This is a genomic window from Lysinibacillus sp. CNPSo 3705, assembly GCF_028674935.1.
Lineage (GTDB): Bacteria > Bacillota > Bacilli > Bacillales_A > Planococcaceae > Lysinibacillus.
The window spans coordinates 68,858-91,685 of record NZ_JAQZSD010000002.1 but is presented as its reverse complement, the minus strand read 5'-3'; the positions used below and the strand labels follow the sequence as shown (position 1 = coordinate 91,685).

The window sequence follows — 22,828 nt, the reverse complement described above, 5'->3', positions numbered from 1 at the left end:
CGTCAATCATTCGCTTCTTGACGTTTACGATACACTTCGTACATTAAAAGTGCAGCAGCTACTGATGCATTTAGTGATGTGACATGCCCAATCATCGGTAAATGATATAAAAAGTCACATTTCTCTTTTAATAAGCGGCCCATCCCTTTACCTTCACTACCAATAATAATCGCAAGTGGCAATGTTGCATCCATTTTACGATAGTCTGCAGAACCTTTTGCATCTGTACCTGCAATCCAAACTCCTCGCTCTTTCAGCTCATCTACCGTCTGCGCTAGGTTATTAACACGAACGACAGGTACATGCTCTATTGCTCCAGTTGATGCCTTTGCCACTACAGCTGTCAGACTCACGGAACGGCGCTTCGGAATAATAATACCATGCGCACCTATCGCATCAGCAGTTCGCATAATAGAGCCCAGATTATGAGGGTCTTCTAGCTCATCTAAAATTAAGAAGAATGGATCTTCTTGTTTTTTTGCCGCTGCCGCAAATAAATCCTCCAGCTCCGCATATTTATATGCTGCAACAGAGGCAACTATTCCTTGGTGGTTGGCATCTGATAATTGATCCACCTTTTTTTTCGGGACAAATTGAACGATAACGCCACGTTCTCGTGCTAAATCTAGCAGTTCATTGACGCCTGATTTTTTCACACCTTCTGCAATCCATACTTTATTCATATCGCGGCCTGAACGAAGTGCTTCTAACACTGGGTTTTTACCGGCAATAATTTCACCATTTTGCTCTGCCATTAATTCGACACTCCTTTTGATTCCTCGATGATTTGAATAGCGTATGCAATGATTGCATAAACGCGTTCTAATTCATTTAATAAATATAAACTACCGAGCACAGCCTCAAAGCCTGAGCTATTACGGTATGTTTGAATATCTGTATTTTTAGGCACAGAGCCGGATTTGGCATTGCGTCCACGACGGAACACAGCCAACTCCTCCTCTGTTAAAAAGCCTTCATCCATCATTCGATGTACAATCATAGATTGTGCTTTAGCTGATACGTAACGTGTAGCTTCTCTATGAAGTGTGTTAGGTTTGACACGACCAGCACGTAATAAATGCTCTCGTATCTTTTGTTCTAAAACTGCGTCTCCCATATAGGCTAACGCTAATGCATTCAATTGCTTAACATCTTCGTTGCGGAGTTTATCCAAGTTACTTACCCTCGTTTCCATCTAGTTCCTTGTCGCGTATCTTCTAAAATGATACCTTGCGCTTGCAAATGGTCACGAATTTCATCCGAACGAGCAAAGTCACGATTTTTACGTGCATCTACACGTTCCTGTAACAGTGCTTCAATTTCTTCGTCTAATAGCTCTTCTTCTTTTACAAATTCAATACCTAAGACGTCACCTAACACCTCAAAAGTTTCAGTAAAACTTACTAATACTTTTTCATCAGTATTCGTTTCATTTAGATAAATATTTGCGATACGCGCTAATTCGAATAATACAGAAATGGCATTGGCTGTATTAAAGTCATCATCCATCGCTTCTTCAAAGTGAGCTTTTTGTTCCGCAATTTTTTTAAGCCATTCTTCTGAGTGATCACCTAAGCTCGCAGTTGCTGTTAAACGGTGTTTCACATTGTTGTAGGCAGTACGAATTCGTGCTAATCCATTTGCTGCTGCATCTACTAAATCCTTCGCAAAGTTAATCGGATGACGATAATGCACAGAAAGCATAAAGAAGCGTAAAACTTGTGGGTCAATTTGTTTGCGAATATCATTAACGAGTATAAAGTTACCAAGGGATTTCGACATTTTTTCATTATCAATATTAATATATCCATTGTGCATCCAATAACGCGCAAATGTTTTATCATTATGAGCTTCTGATTGTGCAATTTCATTTTCGTGATGCGGGAATGTTAAATCTTGCCCACCAGCATGAATATCAATAGTATCTCCTAAATGCTCACGTGCCATTACAGAGCACTCAATATGCCAACCCGGACGTCCTTTGCCCCAAGGACTTTCCCAGTAAATTTCACCTGGCTTTACAGCTTTCCATAGAGCGAAATCTAACGCGTCATCTTTTTTCTCACCTGCTTCTATACGAGCCCCAATTTTTAAATCATCCACCGATTGGTGAGATAATTTACCGTAACCATTAAATTTACGAGTTCGGTAATAGACATCACCAGCTGATTCATAAGCATAGCCCTTATCGACTAAAACTTGAATAAATTGAATGATATCATCCATATGCTCTGTTACACGCGGATGTACATCTGCTTTCTTACAACCTAGCGCTGAAACATCTTCAAAGTATGCGGCAATAAAACGCTCCGTTAATTCATGAACTTCTTCTCCAAGTTCATTTGCAGCCTTAATAATTTTGTCGTCCACATCTGTAAAATTTGAAACAAATTTCACGTCATAGCCTTTGTATTGGAAATAACGACGTACTGTATCGTAGACAATTACAGGTCGTGAATTTCCAATATGAATGTAGTTATAAACTGTCGGACCGCAAACGTACATTTTTACTTTGCCGTCTTCCAGCGGTACGAAAGTTTCCTTTTGTCGTGTTAATGAGTTGAAAATTTGAATACTCATTGTGTTTCTCTCTCCTTTTGTAAGCGCTCGATTTTCTGATTCAATGCTGCAATCTGCTTCTCGAAAGCTTGACAACGTTCTTCTACAGGGTCAGGTATATTTTGGTGGTCTAGTTTTTTCTCTAGACGAACGCCATCCTTAATCACTATTTTACCAGGAATACCGACAACTGTAGCATTTGGTGGCACTTCTTTTAAGACAACCGAGCCTGCACCAATTTTACTATTTTCACCAATTGTAATAGAACCTAACACTTTTGCACCTGTCGCAACTAGTACATTATCCTCTAACGTCGGATGGCGTTTCCCCTTTTCTTTTCCTGTACCACCTAAAGTTACACCTTGATACAACGTTACATTATCACCAATCTCACATGTTTCACCAATTACAACGCCCATCCCATGGTCTATAAAGAAACGGCGACCGATTTTCGCTCCAGGATGAATTTCAATTCCAGTAAAGAAGCGACTAATTTGTGAAATGGCACGGGCTATAAAATAAAAACGCTTTTTAAAGAACCAATGGGCAACTCGATGTGACCAAGTAGCGTGCAAACCTGAGTATGTCAATATAACTTCAAATACACTACGCGCCGCTGGATCATTCTCAAAAATTGTTTCTACATCTTCCTTCATTCTTTTAAACACAAAAGCTCCCCCTTTTCGTTTTGATCTGCTTTAATTCCACACAACCACTTGCATCCCTGGCCATTGAAATATTATAGCTAACGTTGATCTCACCGCAGAGTCAGTGAAGTAGAATCCGGCGCATCCATCGCTTCAAGTCATCTGTCTAGAAAATAAAAAAGCGCCCCTATCATCCCAAAAAGGAATGACAGAGACGCTAAATTTGCGCGGTTCCACTCTGATTGAAGGCGTATGCCTTCCACTTTGGACGTTCTGTAACGGGAACGAATCGATAAAGCCTACTTGTTGTTCAACTTTATGCTCAAAGGTGCATTTCAGTTTTGCCTTGGCTCAGACCACTTTCAGCCGGTGATGGTCCTCTCTATAGAGCATGCGCCACTTACTTCTCCTTATCAACGCTTTCTCAATGTAAATACATTTTACAACGAACTTATAAATTGTCAATCAATTTCTACTTATTGCGCAAATTTTTCTACACGATTAATTGTTTTCTGTTTACCAATTAAGCAAATTGCGTTAGGAAGTTCTGGACCATGCGTTTCACCTGTTGTGACAACGCGGATTGGCATAAATAGATTTTTACCTTTGTGACCTGTGTCTTTTTGAACAGCTTTAATAGCCGCTTTGACAGCATCAGGCGTAAATTCTTCTAAACCTTCAAGCTGTGCTTTAAATGCAGCCATTACCTCAGGTACCTGCTCCCCTGCTAAAACTGCTTTTGCTTCTTCATCATATTCAATATGATCATTAAAGAATAGGCGAGATAGTTCTACAATTTCAGCACCAAAGCTCATTTGTTCATGATAAAGTGCGATTAAATCTGTAGCCCATGCACGTTCTTCTTCTGATAACTCCGCTGGTAATAAACCAGCTTTTTGTAAGTGCGGTAAAGATAATTCTACTACTTCTTCTAAAGATAATTTTTTAATGTATTGATTATTCATCCAAGTAAGCTTTTGTTTATCAAACATAGATGGTGATTTTGAAAGACGTTTTTCATCAAAGATTTTAATAAATTCCTCTTTTGAGAAAATCTCTTCTTCTCCCTCAGGAGACCAACCAAGTAATGCGAAGAAGTTGAACATTGCTTCAGGTAGGTAGCCTAAATCTTTATACTGTGTGACGAATTGAATAATTGATTCATCACGTTTTGATAATTTTTTGCGGTTTTCATTAATGATTAATGTCATATGACCAAAGCGTGGATATTCCCAGCCGAATGCATTAAAGATCATCATTTGTTTTGGTGTATTCGATAAATGCTCTTCACCACGGAATACATGCGAAATTTCCATAAAGTGATCATCTAGCACTACCGCATAGTTATACGTAGGAATACCGTTCGCTTTAACAAGAACCCAGTCACCAATATCTTTTGACTCAAACGCTACTTGTCCACGTACTAAGTCTTCAAATTCATATGTTACATTTTCAGGTACGCGCATACGAATTGTATATGGTTCACCAGCAGCTTCTTTAGCCGCAACTTCCTCTGCTGATAAATGACGACAAGTACCATCATAAGTTGGAGCTGCAACACCTCGTGCTTTTTGTTCTTCACGAGACGCTTCTAATTTCTCAGAAGAACAGAAGCATTTGTAAGCTATACCTTGCTCTAGTAGCTTGTCAGCATGCTCTTTATAAATATCAAGACGCTCCATTTGACGGTAAGGTGCATATGGTCCACCAATATCGATCGACTCATCATACGCTATGCCTAACCATTTTAAATTATCTAACTGAGATGCTTCTCCGCCCTCTACATTACGCTCAATATCTGTATCCTCAATACGTACGATGAATTTACCGTTATGATGTTTTGCATATAAATAGTTAAATAACGCTGTACGCGCTCCACCGATATGTAAGAAACCAGTAGGGGATGGCGCGTAACGAACACGAACTTCTTTCGCCATAATTAAAAGCCTCCTAAATTTTCGATCAAAAAATTGACTTTGTTCATTTTACCACTCTGTTACAGGAAATAAAAGCGCTTTAGAGCCTGCTTTTATTTCTTAATCAATAGGATTGTCGCCATCGCAGCAATCCCTTCCTCGCGACCTGTAAAACCTAAACGCTCAGTTGTTGTTGCTTTTACATTCACTTGAGAAGGCTCTGCATGAAGCAATTCAGCAATACGATTTTGCATTTGTTGAATATACGGCGCCATTTTCGGACGCTGTGCCATAATCGTACAATCCACATTACCTAGAACATAGCCCTTTTCCTCAACAATATTCCAAATATACGCTAATAATTTCGCCGAATCAGCATCCTTAAACGCAGGATCTGTATCTGGGAAATGACGACCGATATCTCCCTCACCAATAGCTCCTAACGCCGCATCTGTTACAGTGTGTAATAAAACATCTGCGTCGGAATGCCCTACTAACCCTTTTTCATGAGGAATTGTTATACCACCAATAATTAATGGACGTCCTTCTTCAAATGCATGCACGTCAAATCCTTGTCCCACTCGAAACATATGATTTTGAAACTGTCTAATAAGATAAATAAAACAAGAAAATCTACCAACTGAAGCTCAATCGCTTCAACAAATATGCAGACTTAAAAAGCTTCCATTCAGCTTATAAGGCAGCCTCATTCACCTTCCTTCACTTCTATATTTACTCTATATTATACCCTCACATTTTAACATATTTCCTAGGAAATGAGTGTCTCGGCAAAGGTATAATATTTGGCTCTCTTTTTTCTCTCATTTTTTGATATGCTTGCATTAATAAAATACGAAAAGGCTGTGTTGAAATGAACATTAATTCTTTTGAAAAACAGTTTAAAAAAGTAATTGTACAACGTGGGTACGATTATTATATGAATAATCAAGTCATTGATATTATGCAAATTGACACTAGCAACTGGCGGGCAGAAGTTGAAGGAACTGAACCGTATACTGTAGATGTCACCTTCAATGCACAAGGTGATATTACATACGCGAATTGCGACTGCCCTTATGATGATGATTGCAAGCATATTGTTGCTGTGCTATACGAGATTAAGGAACAGTTTTACAATCCTCCTGTATCGGTATCTAAATCATCTAAAGCAAAAAAATCAACATTACAGCAATTGTTAACAACACAAACAAAAGAAAATTTAATAAGCCTAATTTTAACAGTCGGGAAGAATTCTCCTGATTTCTTACAAGAATTAGAAATCCGGCTAATGGAGCCAACTGATATAGTAATGGCCGCTAAAAAAATGATTGTCCAGCATCTGAAATGGGGGCAAGAGGGGAGAAGTGGTTTTATCCCACGCCATCGGGCATCGAAAGCACTAAAAGGTGTCTACGCAACACTTCAGCACGCTGAGGAACATATCGACAAAGAGGATAATATTACAGCTATCGAGCTAAGTTTTCTGTGCCTCCAATATGCATTAGAAGCACTACAATATGGTGATGATTCCGATGGTCATTTCGGCGATGCCATTAGAGAAAGTCTAGAATTAATTAGTCAAGCGATTGAAGAGGGGGCAACCTTTTGGTCAAAAGAGCAGTATGAAACAGTATATGAACTTGTTATTCAAAAAGCAATGCAACACGAGTTTGATGACTGGGTAGAATGTCGAATTCAACTTCTCAACGCCTGTGTTTCTCTTTGTTTATATGATGAGATTGAAAAACAGTTTAAAACCCTTATTTATTCAATGGCAAGCTCATCAGATGATTGGAACGCACAATATATAAACAAAGAATTAAAACAGGTTGAGCTTCACTTATTACAGAATAAATACAGTAGTAAGGAAGTAGAAGCATTTTTGGAGAAGCATATCGAGGACTACCATATGCGTGAGCAAATAATTCAATCTGCTATTAACCGCGGTGAATATGAAAAAGTATTACAATTGACAACTGATGGAATCCAGCAAGATCAACAACTCCCTGGCATTGTGAGCATGTGGAAACGTTACGCTTTTAAAGCTCATCAGCATTTAGGGCATACAGAAGAAATGCGCGAATTAGCTTTAGAGCTAATGCAAAAGGGTGAATATGATTTTTACAAAGAGTTCAAAGCTCTTCACTCTACTGAACAATGGCCAGAGGTTCTAGAAGAATTATTAAATAGCCTTACCAATTCGAACTTATATGCAAGACTTATTGTAGAAGAACAGCAATCTAAACGTATTCTAGACTATTGCAAAGAATACCCAACAAGAATAGGTCACTATTATCAATTCATTAAAGAACAGTACTATGAAGAAGTTTGTGCACTTTTCATTGATGCCATCACCATAGATGCTCAATCTTCCTCTAATCGAAAAAATTATAAAGACGTCTGTCGTTCAATCAATGTTATGCGTAAGGCAGGCTATACAGTAGAAGCTGGACGGTTAATTACTGAATTACTACAAACTTACCCAAAACGCCCTGCTTTTATAGAGGAATTAAAGAATATTATGAAATAGTGGATTTCCCCTGCAAAAAGCGTTGCTAAAGAACATCGCTAATAGAAGTTAAAATAAAATCCCGTAAGAAGTTATAGTGCTACTTCTTTACGGGATTTTGTATAGTTGCTTAGCTGCTACCATTGTAATTTACCTAATGTTTCTCAACTACTCTTTACAAAGCACGTTTACGCAATATCGCTTCACCGAAAACTAAATCCTCTTGCGTCGTCATCTTTACATTCTCGTAGCTACTTTCCACAATATGCACCTCATGTCCGAGACGCTCAACAAGCATTGCTTCATCTGTGCCAAGGAATCCTACCTTCTCAGCTACATCCTCTGCCTCTACAATCAAATCAAATTGAAATGCTTGTGGGGTTTGGATCATCCATAAGCTTTCTCGATCAATCGTCTCTTCAATAACACCATCGCGCACTTTTTTCATGGTATCCTTCGCACGAACACCCGCAATCGCAGCGCCAAAGTTATATGCACTTTGTACAAGATTTGCAATAATATCATGCGTAATAAACGGACGCGCAGCATCATGCACAAGCACTATATCAACCTGTTTCATTTCTTTCATGCACGAATGGACGGAATGCTGTCGTTCTGCACCACCATCAGGTAAGCCTTTAACTTTAGTAATTCCATACCTCTCTAGCATTTCTTGAATAAATACACGCTCTTCCGGCTTCACAGCAAGCCAAATACCTGTACACTGGCTATCCTGTTCAAAAACCTCTAGCGTGTGTATGAGGATTGGTTTTTCTAAAAGATTTAAAAACAACTTATTTTGCCCTGCACCCATTCGCTTTCCGCTTCCCGCAGCAGGCAACACTACTTCATATTGCACATTTCCCACTTCCTAGTCATCCTTTGGTTTAGCAAAAATCATACGACCTGCTGATGTTTGAAGAACACTTGTTACGGTTACTGTAATTGCCTGTCCTATATAGCTACGTCCCCCTTCAACAACGATCATTGTGCCGTCATCTAAATAGGCAACCCCTTGATTATGCTCTTTACCATCTTTAATGACCATCACTTGCATATCCTCACCTGGAATAACGACAGGCTTTACTGCATTTGCTAAATCATTGATGTTCAGCACTTTAACGTGGTGGAGCTCACAAACTTTGTTCAGGTTAAAGTCGTTCGTAACAATTTGTGTATCGTGCCCCATTTTCTTTGCAAGGCGTACTAGTTTTAAATCAACCTCTTGAACATCCTCAAAGTCCTCTTCAGTAATCTGTACCTTTGTCATACGTTCATCTTGTAATTTCTTCAAAATATCTAAGCCACGACGACCTCTTGTACGCTTTAATGTATCCGAAGAATCAGCAATATGCTGAAGCTCAGTAAGGACAAATTGGGGTACAACTAGCGTACCTTCTATAAAGCCTGTCTCAGAAATATCTGCAATACGACCATCAATAATAACACTAGTATCTAACAGTTTATAGCTACCTCGTACTTCTTGAGGCTCTACACCTTCCGTTAATTTTTTCTTCGTATTATTACCACGTAACGTAAATAGCTGGATTAATTCATCTCGCTTTTTAAAGCCTACACGGAACCCTAAATAGCCAAGCACAAATGACAATATAATTGGTAAAACCTTTGTAAATTTCGGTAAATCAATACTATCAATTGCAAATCCTAAGAAATAAGCAACGATTAGCCCGATAATAAGTCCCAGTGTACCAAATAATAAATCTCCAACAGGCACTTTAAATAGCACGTCTTCCATCCAACTAATTAGCCTTACGAAATAATCTGAAAAGGCAAATGATAGTGTAAACAGTAAAAGCGCTCCTAAAGCTACTGATACGTAGGGATTATCAAGCCAAGGATTAGATGATAAATGAAGCAATTCGTATAATGGCGGTAAGAAAACAAGGCCTAATGCTCCTCCAATCAGTAAAAAAGCAATTTGAACAAATTTTTTCATAACTGTCACCTCCCATTTTTACTATATAATTATACATAGTTTACTGTAGAAAATCTTTTATGAACCCATCAAAGTATCATCAATATTCTTGTGATCAACCATTTCGATTCTAATGAAAGAGGACAATCAATTATTGAAATCCTTCCATGCTTAAGCATCTGCTGGGCATTAAAGAAGCCTTTTCACAGACGTTATCTTAGACGCCATTACCCCCTTTAGAGTTTCCTACCTTCTATCTATGAATTACAAAAGCTTGCAAATCAATTATGCCTCGGCATAATTGCGTCCGGAATCGGCTTTGTGCATGCACAAAGAACTCCTTGCCGATTTCCGTGACATCCGCCGGAGGCTTTAATTTATTTCAGCGGGTGTTTGTACACCCGCTGAAATAAATTAAAAGTGCATGTCAGAACATTGCCCAACATGCACAAGCTTTTTTATAGCTCTCTAAAGCAAGCATTCAATGCATCCTTTATCGTTTCCACACCAACTATCTCAATACCTTGTGGAAAATCCCATCCACCTATATTCGAAACCGGTATGAAGGCCCGTTTAAATCCGAGCTTTGCTGCCTCAATCACACGTTGTTCAATACGAGATACACGACGCACCTCGCCTGTCAAACCTACTTCCCCAATAAAGCAGTCCGTTGCTCTGACAGCCTGATCCTTAAAACTTGAAACGATGCTTGTCAACACCGCTAAATCAATTGCAGGCTCATCCAGTTTCACGCCGCCAGCAACTTTAATATATGCATCCTGAGCCTGTAACATGAGGCCCATTCTCTTTTCAAGAACAGCCATAAGCAGTTGTACACGGTTTTGATCGACACCTGTTGCCATTCGTTTTGGATAATTAAAACTTGTTGGTGTTACAAGTGACTGAATTTCAACTAGAATTGGCCGTGTACCCTCCATTGAGGCTACGATTGTTGATCCTGCCGCTCCCTGTGAACGCTCCTGTAAAAACAACTCAGACGGGTTTAACACTTCCTTTAAGCCCCCCTGAAGCATTTCAAAGATAGCAATTTCATTCGTAGAGCCAAAACGGTTTTTTTGGCTGCGTAAAATACGGTGATTATGATGTCGTTCCCCTTCAAAATACAATACCGTATCAACCATATGCTCCAATATACGTGGCCCTGCAATTTGGCCCTCTTTTGTTACATGTCCAACTAAGAAAATTGCAATTCCCTTTGTTTTTGCAATCCGCATAAGTTCTGCTGTACATTCACGCACTTGTGATACACTACCAGGTGCACTCGTTACCTCTGGATGAAAAACAGTTTGAATCGAATCGACAATAACAAACTTTGGCTGCACATCGTCAATAGTCTGATTTAAAAACTCTAAATTCGTCTCAGAATAGATATACAGCTCCTGTGACACCACTCCTAAACGTTCTGCACGTAGCTTTGTTTGACGGATGGATTCCTCACCAGAAATATAAAGCACGCGATGCCCTTTATTCGAAAGCAACGCAGATACTTGTAATAACAACGTCGATTTCCCAATCCCAGGATCTCCCCCAATTAATACAAGAGAACCCGGCACGATACCTCCACCTAACACTCGGTTAAGCTCACCCATTTCTGTTGCAACTCGTGATTCCTCAGCTGCTTCAATCTGCATAATAGGGAGAGCCTTTTGAGTAACCGTAGCAGAATGCTGGAATGCCCCACGTGGCCCTTTCGCGACCACCTCCACCTCTTCAACCATCTTATTCCATTCCCCACACCCTGGACATCTTCCCATCCATTTTGCGGATTCATAGCCGCAGCTTGAGCATACAAATTTTGTTTTTTTCTTCGCCAAAATGCATCCACCTCGAATATTTGTTCTTATATTTATTGTACATCAATTTAAGCCTTGGCGTAATTACGTCCGGATTTTTAATTGTGCCCGCATAATTTATTCCTTTTAAAATCGTCCGACGAGGCTTTGGGGGCAACGTGATGGTGGTCACTCAGTCGTTACCACAGGACGTGGCGCTCTTAGACTAAGTTCCTCTATTTCAGTAGGTGTTTGGAACCCTCTAAAAAGGAACCACCTTCAGAAATGCTAAATGACGATAAAAAAGAACAGCTTGGCACTATGCCTTGCTGTTCTTTTCAAATAAACATTTAATGGGCAGATGAGGGATGAATGCCCCCACTGTTGAAGATTATTTAGAAGTAGAAACTTCCTCTTTTTTCTTCACAACAAACTCTTCATTTACGTAATCAATAATAACTTGATTACCCTTCTCTACATTGCCTTTCAGCAGTTCTTCCGATAAACGGTCTTCTACTTGTTTTTGCAACGAACGACGTAGTGGACGAGCACCGTATTGAGGATCGTAGCCTTCCTCTGCAATTTTCTCGAGTGCCGAATCCGTTAACTCTAACGAAATGTCTTGCTCCTTCAGACGTTTTGTTAAAGCATTCGCCATCATTGCGACGATTTCTTTTAAATGTTCTTTTTCTAGTGAGTGGAAGACAATCATTTCGTCGATACGGTTTAAGAACTCTGGACGGAATGCTTTTTTCAATTCCTCGAGCATTGTACCCTTCATATCTTTATACTTCGTATCAGTACCACCTACATTAAAGCCAAGGTTTTTCTGATATTTTAAAGCATCTGCACCGACGTTTGAAGTCATAATAACAACGGTATTGCGGAAATCGACCACTCGACCTTTAGAATCTGTTAAACGGCCATCTTCAAGTACTTGAAGTAAGATATTGAAAACATCTGGATGAGCCTTCTCAATTTCATCTAGTAATACTACTGAATACGGTTTACGACGAACCTTTTCCGTTAGTTGACCGCCATCATCAAAACCTACATAGCCTGGAGGTGAACCAACTAAACGTGAAGTCGAATGTTTTTCCATGTACTCAGACATATCCACGCGAATCATTGCGTCCTCATCGCCAAACATAACCTCAGCTAGTGCTCTGGCAAGCTCTGTTTTACCAACCCCTGTAGGGCCTAAGAAAATAAATGAGCCAATTGGTCGTTTCGGATCTTTCAAACCAGCTCTTGCGCGACGTATTGCACGAGAAATTGCCTCTACTGCTTCTCCTTGACCTACAACCCGTTTGTGTAACTCTTCTTCAAGTTGTAATAACTTAGACGATTCTTCTGACGCAATTTTCGAAACGGGAATTCCAGTCCACATAGATACTACCGCTGCTACATCATCCACTGTCACTTTTGACTCGGCTTTACCTTGTTCTTCCTTCCAGTTTTTTCTTGTAGTTTCGATTTCATCTTTTAGCTTTTGCTCTGTATCTCTTAATGATGCTGCCTTTTCAAATTCTTGACCTGAGACAGCTGCATTCTTTTCAGAGCGCACATTTTCAAGCTTATCTTCAAGTGCCTTTAAGTTTGGTGGCACTGCGAATGAACGTAAGCGGACTTTAGAACCGGCTTCATCGATTAAGTCAATCGCCTTATCTGGTAAGAAACGATCAGAAATATATCGATCACTCATTTTTGCTGCCGCTTCAATTGCTTCATCAGTGATTTTCACACGGTGATGTGCTTCATAACGATCACGTAAGCCTTGAATAATTTGAATTGCTTCTTCTACAGTTGGTTCATCAACTTGAATTGGTTGGAAACGACGCTCTAATGCCGCATCCTTCTCAATATATTTGCGATACTCATCTAGTGTCGTTGCACCAATACATTGCAGCTCGCCACGTGCTAAAGATGGTTTTAAAATATTTGACGCATCTATGGCACCTTCTGCACCACCCGCACCGATCAATGTGTGCAATTCATCGATGAATAAAATAACATTTCCTGCTTGGCGAATTTCATCCATTACCTTTTTCAAGCGGTCCTCAAATTCACCACGATATTTTGTTCCAGCAACAACTGTCCCCATATCAAGTGTCATAACACGTTTATCACGAAGAATTTCTGGGACTTCATTATTAATAATTTGCTGTGCCAAGCCTTCAGCAATAGCTGTTTTACCAACACCTGGCTCCCCGATTAATACAGGGTTATTTTTTGTACGACGTGATAGAACCTCAATAACACGTGTAATTTCCTTGCTTCGACCAATGACTGGATCTAAAGTGCCTTCACGAGCAATTTGCGTTAAATCACGCGCAAGGCTATCTAATGTTGGTGTATTGGCAGCCTGTGCAGCTTGTTGACCAGATTGAGCATTATCGTTATTACCTAATAACAATAGCACTTGCTGACGAGCCTTATTCAATCCGACACCAGCATTATTTAATACACGGGCCGCTATACCTTCACCCTCACGAATAAGCGCTAATAGTAAATGCTCTGTGCCGATATAGGAATGACCTAATTTACGTGATTCATCGACTGATAGTTCTATTACCTTTTTAGCGCGAGGTGTGTAGTGGACAATTGGACCAACATCTTCTTTACCTTTCCCTACAAGCTCTTCGATACCTGATTCAATCATTTGGGGACTAATATCAATGGCTTCTAATGCTTTTGCAGCAATACCGCCACCTTCACGGATAAGCCCTAATAGAATATGCTCTGTTCCAATTGATTCGTGTTTCCAACGAATTGCCTCTTCTTGGGCAAGCTGTAATACTTTTTGCGCGCGTTGTGTAAAACGATTAAACATCAAATGAATCCTCTCCTTTTCTCCGAATAATAGGCTTACTCATATTTTCTCGAGATAGTGCCTCACGAAGCATTTCCGCTCGTACGCGATCTCGCTCAGTAGGTGGCAAAACGTCACCTGCGTAATTCTGTAAAAATCCAGGTTGCATACTAACAACACATTCGTTTAATTTAGTCGCTTTAATACCTTCAATTAACCGTAAATCTACTCCTAAACGAACATTTGAAAGACAGGTAGCAGCTTCCTCACTCGTTAAAATTCGAGCATGTGTTAATGTCCCTAAAGCACGGTATACACGGTCTTCTAAGGCAAGCTCTGCTTTTTCCATTAACTTTCCTCTTGCATGTCGTTCTTTTTGAATTATTTTTTCAGCGACACTTTGGATATCGGCTAAAATATCATCCTCTGTTTTCCCTAGTGTAATCTGATTTGACACTTGGTAAACATTCCCTATATTTTCACTACCCTCCCCATATATTCCTCTTACCGTCATTCCTAATCGTGTCATCGCATTAATGATTTGATTCATCTGACCCGTAAGTGTAAGGGCAGGCAGGTGCATCATGACAGATGCTCGTAAACCAGTACCAATATTTGTTGGACAACTTGTTAAATAACCAAATGTATCTCGAAATGCGTAAGGCAAGGCTTTCTCTAAGGTACGATCAATTTTATTAGCTTGCTCGTATGCCTTTTGAAGTTGAAAGCTCGCCGTCATACATTGAATGCGTAAATGGTCTTCTTCGTTCACCATAATGCTAGTTGATTCGTCATCAGATAAGAGCATGGAGCCAACTCGCTCTTTTTTTGCAAGCTGAGGACTAATCAAGTGCTTTTCCACAAGTATTTGACGCTGTAAAGACGTTAAGTCTTTAATAGCAAAATATGAATAATTTTCTCGAAGTTCTGTACTATCCTTGATTGCATGTGTAACTGCGTGTTCCACCTGTAATGCTTCATCCTCTGTAAAGGCTAATGGAAAACGATAACCATCTAAATTTCGAGCAAGGCGAATGCGTGTACTTATGACAATATCTGAATAATCGTCCTCTACACTCATCCATATCGGTGTAGCACGCTCTAAAAATGACTCAATCATCACGACACATCACCACCTTCAAATTGTAGCTGCTTCTCAAGTTCCTTCGCTTCATCACGAAGCTTTGCGGCCTCTTCAAATTGTTCTTCATCTACAGCAATCTTCATACGTTTACGAATATCTTCAATTTGCTTTTTGATGACATAGACATTATTTTGGGCACCGGGCATTTTTCCTATATGTTGAGGACCAGCCTGTATACGGTTAAAGAGCTTCGGTAAGTGTTCACCAAAGGTATCATAGCAGCTAGGGCATCCAAACTTACCTTCTTTTAAAAATTGTTTATACGTAAATCCACATTGTGGGCATGTTTGCGGTTGTGGTGGTGCCTGCTGTTTTTCACCCACTTGTTGTTGCTGCCATGTAGGGGAGCCAAACCAATTGGATAATAACTGCTGAATAGATATTGGCTCTTGCTTAAACTCAGCATGAAATGGATGGAACTGCGAGGCACAGACGTCACAATAATGATGCTCTACTTTTTGACCATTTTGAATTTGTGTTACGGTAACTGTCGCATTACGCTGCTTACAATGTTCGCATATCATTCCCATCACCTCTTTATTTGTGCTGTTCATATTTAATCGTTGTTAGCATCGCTCGTAAAATTCTTGCTCGAATAATATCCCGTAATGGGAGTTGCAAATCGAGAGTTGAGCGATCAACTGCTGCTAACATTAATTTCGCTTCTCGCTTTGAAATTACCTGCTCATCAATTAGTCGATACACTAAATCTTCTGCCATTGTTTGCGATGCCCCACCTTCTATTTGCGCGAGGACATCATCAATCAGATCAATTTGTGAATTCGCGCGGACACGTAAAATTCGAATGTATCCACCACCACCACGTTTGCTTTCAACAAGATAACCTCGCTCGACAGTAAATCTAGTATTGATTACATAATTTATTTGTGAGGGCACGCATTGAAATTTATCTGCGATTTCACTACGTTTTATTTCAATATGCCCTTCTCCACCTAATTCAAGCACTTGCTTTAAGTAGCCTTCTATGATGTCTGATATATTACGCATTTTAGGAATACACCTCGCTTACTTCACTGACTTTGACTATCTTTGACTTTCTTTGAGTATATTATACAAAACGCTTGAAAATAATTGCAATTATTTCGCACTTAGAAAAAATCAATTATGCCTATGCCAGAAATAATTGCGTCCGGAATCGGCTTTGTGGTTTGGCGAGCAGGATGTTTTTTGCCCGAAAGCGTAGCGTCAGCAGCTTGATGCAGGTCAGTTAGCCGTTATCGTAAGGAAGCGATGATTTTAGGCTAACATCCGCCAGAGGCTTCACTTATTTCAGCGGATGTTTGGACAACCGTTGAAATAAGTTTCTTAGTTATAAGATGCCCTTTTCAGCTATAGAAAAAACGCAAGCATATGCAACTAGCATATACTTGCGTCTATAAAAATTATACCCATCGACCAACTATTGGATAACGCCAATGCTCATCAGATAGAGCCTTTACAATACCGATAATTGGTGCAATAAAATACATGATACCAAACACAATTAAGAACGGTATACCAATGATTAGGAAGCTTAAAATCCCCGAAATTGTCATTAATACCCCCATCACAACTTGGAACAATAAGGCTTGCACGGAAATACTTTTTACCTCTTCATCTGAGCTGATTAAGAAAAATATAATCGGTACTAACCATGGCGCAAAAAACGCACTTGCGTGTATGATTACCTTAGACCATTTAGTTTCCATTTATATCAATCCTTCCATTTAATTTTTTATTTTATGTACTACTATTTACGGATCTATTTCTTAAATAGTTTCAAATATAAATTGGATTTTAAAATTTTTTTGAAAGGCATGTGATAACCGATGGAATTTAATAACAAACTTGCCAACGAATACGAAAAAGGTATTCGTCGCACGCTCCCTAGCTATGATGCAATGCTACGTTTGACACAAACCTTTTACCAATCTGCGTTACATGAAACAGCTGAATTTTTAGTAGTTGGCTCCGGAAGCGGCAATGAGATTTTACAGCTTGCTGAGAAAAGTCCTCATTGGTCATTTGTTGGTATAGATCCGTCAGAAGCGATGCTGCAAATCGCTGGTGAACGTTTAAAATCTCTACCTAATAATATTTCTTTATATCAAGGAACTATACTGGATACTCAGTTACCTGCAGTGAAGTTTGATGCAGCAAGCTGTGTATTAGTGCTTCACTTTATACAAGATGATCAGGAGAAGCTTGCAACATTACAAGAAATAGCGAATAATTTAAAGCCTGGTGCTCCCTTTGTCCTCGTCTCAAAATATGGGCAGCAAGGTTCCTTAGAAACTGAGCTACAATTTGATTTATGGCGTGCTTATTGGCTACAGCATACAAAGCTAACACCATCGGAAGTAGCAGAAATGGAGAAATCGATACGTTCTCTTTCATTTATGCGTGAAGAGGACATTTTAGCACTATTACAGCAGGCAGGTTTTACAAAACCATCTAGATTCTTTGCGACTGCTTTATTTGGTGGTTGGATATGTTATAAAGAAAGTTTGTTGTGAAGATATATACACCTGTTAAGCTATAATTAACAGAATTGAGGTGAATGCTGTGATACGTACAATTGGCATTACAAAAGACCAAAAGCTTATAAAGGATTTTCCGCTTGAAGATATACACAAAAACGAATTTGAATGGTACTGGGTCGATTTTAATTGTCCGACCGATGAGGAAGAACTACTGTTAGATACATTTTTCCATTTTCACCCACTCGCTATAGAAGATTGTTTAATGCGTTTACAGCGACCAAAGCTCGATTTTTATGATGATTTCCACTTCTTTGTTATCCAAAGAGTTAACGAAGAATTAACAGCTGAAGAAGTAAACATTTTTGTTTCTAATAAATTTATTGTCACATTTCATAAAAATTCAGCACCGGAGATAGATCGAGTACAAATGATGTTAGAAAAACAGCCAAAGAATTGGGAACGTGGCACCATCTATTTAACATACCAGATAATCGATAAAATCGTTGATAACTATTTCCCGCTTGTCTATAAGATTGAGGATCATTTAAATGCACTAGAAGATGAGCTTACCTATCAAAGTAACCTTAACGCTATGAAAATTGTGTTTGAATTCCGTAGTGATTTGCTTGATCTACGTCGCACCATATTACCAATGCGTGATCTATTATATCGTATCCTTAACTCTTACCGATTTTCACTAAATAAATCAGAACGAGCTTATTTCGGAGATATTTACGATCATCTGCTTAAACTCACCGAAATGATTGAATCCAACCGTGAGCTCACTGCAGATATGCGTGATAGCTATATGGCGATGAGCTCTAGTCGTATGAATGGCATCATGATGACCTTAACAATTGTTTCAACAATCTTTATTCCGCTAACATTCATTGCCGGTGTTTATGGCATGAATTTCGAATATATGCCAGAGCTACACGGGAGATTTAGCTACTTTATCGTACTCGGAATTATGATTTTTATCGCTTTATTTATGCTGGCAGTCTTTAAGCTTAAAGGCTGGTTCAAATTATTTAAACCTTAATTCCTTCAGGACCATCGTCATCGATGACGAGAAGTACCCGCGCAAAGCGTTTACTCGCACAACATATTAAAGGCACCTGAGATTTTTCTAAGGTGCCTTTCTACTGTCAGTAAGGACCACGATCATCAACTTTATGTTCGCCTTGCTGTGGAAATAAAAAGTAAGCGAGTACCCCAGATACTATTGTTGCACAGATAGTAATTAATAGTTGATCTAAGTCTGGTACTTCAGCATAGTAGTTTCTTAACATGTAAACCGAGCCAATCGCTACAATTACCATAACCGGAATAACAAATTTGAAACGCTTCTTTTCCATGTAATACCTCCTCAAAACCATTGTTACGTTCAATCTAAACAGTTCGTATTTTACAGGTTTCCTATTTTAAATTCAATTTACCTACTACCTTTTTAATAGTCTATTTCATGACTTTTAAGCGACAGTCGTCTATAATGCCTATAAAAAATAAAGAAATACACTAAAATTTTAACCAAATTCACGACAAAAAATAGTAGAATAGACTAAATACCATATATTCCGAAAAATTAACAAACTAAGCAATTCGATTTTTATATACTACTATGCATTTATAAAGAATGGAGCAAACAGACAATGAGTTGGTTTACAAAAAAGAACGATTCTAGCTACTCAATTACATTAGCACCTGAAAATTATAAAAATAATGTACAATTGGATGTATCAAACTATCCAAAACTTCAAAAACAGTTGCAACTTTTAGATTTAACAATTGAGGATTTAGCCATCATTAAACAACTACAGCCTTTAGCTAAAGATTTAGTTCCTGAAATGGTGGATCAATTTTATGCAGCTATTAGTTTAAGCCAAGATTTGTTAGATATTATAAACAGAACGTCACAAATCGATCGTTTAAAAGTTACTTTACATAAGCACTTGAGTGATATTTTCGAAAGTCATATTAACAACGCTTATATTGATGAACGGAAGGCAATCGCTGAAACCCATGTTCGAATTGGTCTACAATCAAAGTGGTATATCGCCTCATTCCAGTCATTAACAACGACATTTACACGCTTTACAAATGAGTTGGATTTATCAAAACATGATGCCATACGTGCTATCAATGCCTTCTGCAAAATCATTAATTTCGAGCAGCAGCTTGTAATCGAAGCCTATGAAAAAGAAGAGGAACGCATTCGAGCAGCAGCTGATGACACAAAACACGCACTTGTCACTACCATTCAAAAAACGGCAGAGGAGCTCAATGGGATTAGTGAAGAAACAGCAGCCTCTTTATTAGTCATTTCTTCTCAAACGGACGATATCGCAGTAGCGACTAAACAAGGCTTATCCTTCGTTGCTGATACACAGGAAAAATCCAAACGCGGACAGCAGCAGCTACAAGATCAAAATGATTTAATACAAGTTATTTTGCAAAGTGTAAACAGTCTTGAAGTTACGATGAACCAATTACGCACATCTTCTCAAAAAATATCAGAGATTGTAGGGCTAGTTACGGGAATTGCCGATCAAACCAACTTATTAGCATTGAATGCTTCTATCGAGGCAGCCCGTGCGGGTGAGCATGGTAAAGGTTTTGCTGTTGTAGCAGAGGAAGTTCGTAAGCTTGCAGAAGAGACAAAAAATGCTGTACAAAATGTTTCTCATCTCATTAGAGAAACAGAAAGTAATATTACAACAATGTCTAATTCAGTTATTAACGTGGATCAAAAGATTCAACATAGCGTAGATACACAAAACAGTTTATCTAAATCATTTAATGATATCGCCGATGCTGTTGCTGGAATTCAACAGCAGTATGTAAATACATCCAGAGATATTTCAACAATCTCTAACTTGATTACTGAACTGTCACAAGGAGCTACACTCGTTTCTTCTTCCTCCGATTCACTGATTAATGTGGTAAATGAGTTAAAAATGTAAGCACAAAAAGGGAAACTGACAGTATACGTCAATTTCCCTTTTCTCTTTTAATGCGGTAATTCCCGTTTTTGCTTACGATGTTCTCGTCTTGCAGGGCCTGTTTCAAACAGACGTTTTTCTGCATCTGTTTCAGGATAAATTGCAGGAACTGGCTTAGGTTTACCATCATCATCTACTGCAACCATCGTTACAAAGGATTCTGTCGTTAATTTTTCCTCACGAGTTTCAATGTTTCGTGAAATAACCCGAACGTAAACTTCCATTGAAGAACGTCCAGTTGAGGAAACAATACTTTCGATTTCTAAAATATCCCCTACATGTGCTGCCGATAAAAAATCAACTGAATCAATAGAGGCTGTAACTACATGCCCTTTCGCATGCTTCATTGCCGTAATTGCAGCAATTTCATCAATATAAGCTAACACTCTTCCACCAAAAATGGAGTTGTGATTATTTGTATCTGGCGGTAATACGAGACGCGTTTGAACAGTACGTGACTGACCCATCGGTATTGCGTTGTTTGTCATAGTTCTTGCAACTTCCCTTCATGAAATGTTCTTTCGTCATCGTATCGTAGAAAAAGAGTTGATGCAAATTAGAACGATTTTTTCATCGTTATAAATTTCATATCTGTCATTTCCTCAATTGCCCACTTAATACCTTCGCGCCCGTAGCCACTCATTTTTACGCCACCGTATGGCATATTATCGACCCTAAATGTCGGAATATCATTAATAATAACAGCACCCGCTTGTATTTCATCTGCTGCACGTAATGCATCAGGTAACACATTCGTATAAATGCCAGCATTTAAACCAAGTTCCGACTCATTCACTAGTCGAATAGCGTCGTCTAATGTTTCATATGAAACAATTGAGACGATTGGCGCGAATGTTTCCTGACAAACAACTTTCATATCCGACGTCACATTCGTCATAACAGTTGGCGTTAAAGTACGTTCCGTAAATGTTCCGCCTGTTGCAACTATCGCACCTTGTGACTTTGCTTCGTCAATCCATTGACGAATACGTTCAACTTCTTTTGGATTAATCATTGCACTAACATCCGTATTTGTATCTAGTGGATCACCTACCACTAATTTTTCTGTCTCCGCTACAAACGCCTTTGTAAATTCATCAATAATAGATGCGTGTACATAAATACGTTGTAAAGAGATACAAACCTGTCCAGCAAAATTAAAAGCACCACCGACACAACGCGAAATAATTTTATCAATTGGTGTCGATGGCTCGACAATTACTGCAGCATTGGAACCAAGCTCTAAAGTGACTTTACGCAAGCCTACTTTTTCTTTAATGCCTAAACCAACCTTACCACTACCCGTGAATGTCACCTTTTTCACAAGTGGGTGGGTCACTAGTGTATCACTTAGCTCCCCTCCGCTACCTGTAATAATTTGAAGCGCACCATTAGGTAGACCCGCTCGCTGGAAAATTTCTGCCATCACGATAGAGCTTAATGGCGTTTGCGTCGCTGGCTTTAAGACTACCGTATTTCCAACTGCAAAAGCAGGACCTAATTTATGTGCCACTAAATTGAATGGAAAATTAAATGGTGTTATGGCTGAAATTACACCTATAGGCTCTCGTTTTGTCCAGCCGATACGATCTCCTGCCCCTGGTGCAGCATCCATCGGTACCGTTTCACCGTTTGCTTGCTTAGCACCCTCCGCAGCAAATTGATAAGTTGCTATTGTACGTTCTATTTCAGTTAAACCTGCCGATATTGGCTTACCTGCCTCTAGGGCTAAAATTTCAGCTAATTCCTCTTTGCGCTGACGCATTATGTTAACCACTTTATATAATATTTCGGCACGTTCGTAGGCTGTTGTCTTTTTAAACGTTTGGAATGCCTTATGTGCACCTTCTATTGCTTGCTCAACGTCAGTAATTGATGCTTTAGCTACCTTTGCAATAACCTCACCACTATAGGGCGAACTTAGCTCATATGTTTCCTTTGCGTTCTGCCATTGGCCATTCATCCAAAGCTTTGTTTCCTTCATCCTTCAAATGCACCTCCAAAAAATCAAGTTCTTCTTTATTTTA

21 protein-coding genes and 1 other annotated feature are annotated in these 22,828 nt (G+C 39.1%); of the genes, 4 read left to right on the top strand and 17 right to left on the bottom strand.

Annotated features, from left to right (window positions below):
• Positions 1 to 2 precede the first annotated feature (2 nt).
• From rlmB to ispF, 6 genes are all read right to left on the bottom strand, one after another.
• Positions 3 to 755, bottom strand: coding sequence for a 23S rRNA (guanosine(2251)-2'-O)-methyltransferase RlmB (rlmB, locus tag PVA17_RS01270; RefSeq protein ID WP_132362665.1), 753 nt, complete (start codon positions 753 to 755; stop codon positions 3 to 5).
• On the bottom strand, positions 755 to 1,174 hold the full coding sequence (locus tag PVA17_RS01265; RefSeq protein WP_274066678.1) for a Mini-ribonuclease 3: 420 nt from the start codon (positions 1,172 to 1,174) through the stop codon (positions 755 to 757). The genes rlmB and PVA17_RS01265 overlap by 1 nt, the downstream gene beginning before the upstream one ends.
• Before the next feature lie 5 nt (positions 1,175 to 1,179).
• Complete coding sequence (gene cysS / locus PVA17_RS01260; protein WP_274066677.1) at positions 1,180 to 2,580, bottom strand: cysteine--tRNA ligase; 1,401 nt, start codon at positions 2,578 to 2,580, stop codon at positions 1,180 to 1,182.
• Positions 2,577 to 3,227: a serine O-acetyltransferase EpsC gene (gene epsC, locus PVA17_RS01255; protein ID WP_132362659.1), complete on the bottom strand. Its 651-nt coding sequence runs from the start codon at positions 3,225 to 3,227 to the stop codon at positions 2,577 to 2,579. Before epsC ends, cysS begins: the two co-directional genes overlap by 4 nt.
• Positions 3,228 to 3,413: 186 nt before the next feature.
• Positions 3,414 to 3,632 (bottom strand) — a binding site (T-box leader).
• A gap of 50 nt (positions 3,633 to 3,682) precedes the next feature.
• Positions 3,683 to 5,143, bottom strand: coding sequence for a glutamate--tRNA ligase (gene gltX / locus PVA17_RS01250; protein ID WP_274066676.1), 1,461 nt, complete (start codon positions 5,141 to 5,143; stop codon positions 3,683 to 3,685).
• A gap of 92 nt (positions 5,144 to 5,235) precedes the next feature.
• Positions 5,236 to 5,712 carry a 2-C-methyl-D-erythritol 2,4-cyclodiphosphate synthase gene (gene ispF / locus PVA17_RS01245; protein WP_132362655.1) on the bottom strand — a complete coding sequence of 159 codons (477 nt, stop codon included), beginning with the start codon at positions 5,710 to 5,712 and terminating at the stop codon, positions 5,236 to 5,238.
• 281 nt (positions 5,713 to 5,993) lie between these two features.
• On the opposite strand from ispF, the gene PVA17_RS01240 reads away from it, so the two are divergent.
• Positions 5,994 to 7,652 (top strand): SWIM zinc finger family protein, encoded by a 1,659-nt coding sequence (locus PVA17_RS01240; RefSeq protein ID WP_274066675.1) that lies wholly within the window; start codon positions 5,994 to 5,996, stop codon positions 7,650 to 7,652.
• A gap of 154 nt (positions 7,653 to 7,806) precedes the next feature.
• Here PVA17_RS01240 and ispD read toward each other — a convergent pair whose 3' ends face one another.
• The 8 genes from ispD to PVA17_RS01200 form a co-directional block, all read right to left on the bottom strand.
• Positions 7,807 to 8,490, bottom strand: coding sequence for a 2-C-methyl-D-erythritol 4-phosphate cytidylyltransferase (ispD, locus tag PVA17_RS01235; RefSeq protein WP_132362731.1), 684 nt, complete (start codon positions 8,488 to 8,490; stop codon positions 7,807 to 7,809).
• A 12-nt stretch (positions 8,491 to 8,502) separates the two neighbouring features.
• On the bottom strand, positions 8,503 to 9,588 hold the full coding sequence (locus PVA17_RS01230; protein ID WP_132362651.1) for a PIN/TRAM domain-containing protein: 1,086 nt from the start codon (positions 9,586 to 9,588) through the stop codon (positions 8,503 to 8,505).
• 437 nt (positions 9,589 to 10,025) lie between these two features.
• A complete protein-coding gene (gene radA, locus PVA17_RS01225) occupies positions 10,026 to 11,402 on the bottom strand; it encodes a DNA repair protein RadA (protein ID WP_274066674.1) in 1,377 nt (458 codons plus the stop codon).
• Between the two features lie 349 nt (positions 11,403 to 11,751).
• The gene (locus tag PVA17_RS01220; protein ID WP_274066673.1) at positions 11,752 to 14,196 is read right to left on the bottom strand and encodes an ATP-dependent Clp protease ATP-binding subunit; all 2,445 of its coding nucleotides are present in this window, start codon (positions 14,194 to 14,196) and stop codon (positions 11,752 to 11,754) included.
• Entirely contained in the window at positions 14,186 to 15,295 is a 1,110-nt protein-coding gene (gene mcsB / locus PVA17_RS01215) for a protein-arginine kinase McsB (protein ID WP_132362645.1), read from the bottom strand. Before mcsB ends, PVA17_RS01220 begins: the two co-directional genes overlap by 11 nt.
• A complete protein-coding gene (locus tag PVA17_RS01210) occupies positions 15,292 to 15,840 on the bottom strand; it encodes a UvrB/UvrC motif-containing protein (RefSeq protein ID WP_132362643.1) in 549 nt (182 codons plus the stop codon). Before PVA17_RS01210 ends, mcsB begins: the two co-directional genes overlap by 4 nt.
• 13 nt (positions 15,841 to 15,853) lie before the next feature.
• Complete coding sequence (locus PVA17_RS01205) at positions 15,854 to 16,324, bottom strand: CtsR family transcriptional regulator (RefSeq protein ID WP_132362641.1); 471 nt, start codon at positions 16,322 to 16,324, stop codon at positions 15,854 to 15,856.
• Positions 16,325 to 16,719: 395 nt separating this feature from the next.
• Positions 16,720 to 17,025 (bottom strand): DUF4870 domain-containing protein, encoded by a 306-nt coding sequence (locus tag PVA17_RS01200; protein WP_132362639.1) that lies wholly within the window; start codon positions 17,023 to 17,025, stop codon positions 16,720 to 16,722.
• A gap of 120 nt (positions 17,026 to 17,145) precedes the next feature.
• Here PVA17_RS01200 and PVA17_RS01195 point away from each other — a divergent pair, with 120 nt between their 5' ends.
• Together PVA17_RS01195 and corA are read left to right on the top strand one after the other, a co-directional pair.
• Entirely contained in the window at positions 17,146 to 17,832 is a 687-nt protein-coding gene (locus PVA17_RS01195; RefSeq protein WP_274066672.1) for a class I SAM-dependent methyltransferase, read from the top strand.
• Positions 17,833 to 17,881: 49 nt separating this feature from the next.
• Complete coding sequence (corA, locus tag PVA17_RS01190; protein ID WP_274066671.1) at positions 17,882 to 18,841, top strand: magnesium/cobalt transporter CorA; 960 nt, start codon at positions 17,882 to 17,884, stop codon at positions 18,839 to 18,841.
• Positions 18,842 to 18,947: 106 nt separating this feature from the next.
• On the opposite strand, the gene PVA17_RS01185 is transcribed toward corA, so the two are convergent.
• Positions 18,948 to 19,157, bottom strand: coding sequence for a hypothetical protein (locus tag PVA17_RS01185; RefSeq protein ID WP_274066670.1), 210 nt, complete (start codon positions 19,155 to 19,157; stop codon positions 18,948 to 18,950).
• Between the two features lie 294 nt (positions 19,158 to 19,451).
• On the opposite strand from PVA17_RS01185, the gene PVA17_RS01180 reads away from it, so the two are divergent.
• Entirely contained in the window at positions 19,452 to 20,762 is a 1,311-nt protein-coding gene (locus PVA17_RS01180; RefSeq protein WP_132362633.1) for a globin-coupled sensor protein, read from the top strand.
• A gap of 47 nt (positions 20,763 to 20,809) precedes the next feature.
• Here the strand turns inward: PVA17_RS01180 and PVA17_RS01175 are convergent, their stop codons facing one another.
• Entirely contained in the window at positions 20,810 to 21,289 is a 480-nt protein-coding gene (locus tag PVA17_RS01175) for an acyl-CoA thioesterase (protein ID WP_053482846.1), read from the bottom strand.
• A 68-nt stretch (positions 21,290 to 21,357) separates the two neighbouring features.
• Complete coding sequence (locus PVA17_RS01170) at positions 21,358 to 22,785, bottom strand: aldehyde dehydrogenase family protein (RefSeq protein WP_274066669.1); 1,428 nt, start codon at positions 22,783 to 22,785, stop codon at positions 21,358 to 21,360.
• Between the last annotated feature and the right edge of the window lie 43 nt (positions 22,786 to 22,828).

Bases quoted from the DNA above. Each gene is read 5' to 3' on its own strand.
- PVA17_RS01180 (WP_132362633.1), top strand. From the start codon at position 19,452: ATGAGTTGGTTTACAAAAAAGAACGATTCTAGCTACTCAATTACATTA.
- PVA17_RS01170 (WP_274066669.1), bottom strand. From the start codon at position 22,785: ATGAAGGAAACAAAGCTTTGGATGAATGGCCAATGGCAGAACGCAAAG.
- gltX (WP_274066676.1), bottom strand. From the start codon at position 5,143: ATGGCGAAAGAAGTTCGTGTTCGTTACGCGCCATCCCCTACTGGTTTC.
- PVA17_RS01240 (WP_274066675.1), top strand. From the start codon at position 5,994: ATGAACATTAATTCTTTTGAAAAACAGTTTAAAAAAGTAATTGTACAA.
- PVA17_RS01205 (WP_132362641.1), bottom strand. From the start codon at position 16,324: ATGCGTAATATATCAGACATCATAGAAGGCTACTTAAAGCAAGTGCTT.
- PVA17_RS01185 (WP_274066670.1), bottom strand. From the start codon at position 19,157: ATGGAAAAGAAGCGTTTCAAATTTGTTATTCCGGTTATGGTAATTGTA.
- cysS (WP_274066677.1), bottom strand. From the start codon at position 2,580: ATGAGTATTCAAATTTTCAACTCATTAACACGACAAAAGGAAACTTTC.
- PVA17_RS01195 (WP_274066672.1), top strand. From the start codon at position 17,146: ATGGAATTTAATAACAAACTTGCCAACGAATACGAAAAAGGTATTCGT.
- PVA17_RS01210 (WP_132362643.1), bottom strand. From the start codon at position 15,840: ATGATATGCGAACATTGTAAGCAGCGTAATGCGACAGTTACCGTAACA.
- PVA17_RS01230 (WP_132362651.1), bottom strand. From the start codon at position 9,588: ATGAAAAAATTTGTTCAAATTGCTTTTTTACTGATTGGAGGAGCATTA.
- rlmB (WP_132362665.1), bottom strand. From the start codon at position 755: ATGGCAGAGCAAAATGGTGAAATTATTGCCGGTAAAAACCCAGTGTTA.
- PVA17_RS01200 (WP_132362639.1), bottom strand. From the start codon at position 17,025: ATGGAAACTAAATGGTCTAAGGTAATCATACACGCAAGTGCGTTTTTT.
- ispF (WP_132362655.1), bottom strand. From the start codon at position 5,712: ATGTTTCGAGTGGGACAAGGATTTGACGTGCATGCATTTGAAGAAGGA.
- PVA17_RS01175 (WP_053482846.1), bottom strand. From the start codon at position 21,289: ATGACAAACAACGCAATACCGATGGGTCAGTCACGTACTGTTCAAACG.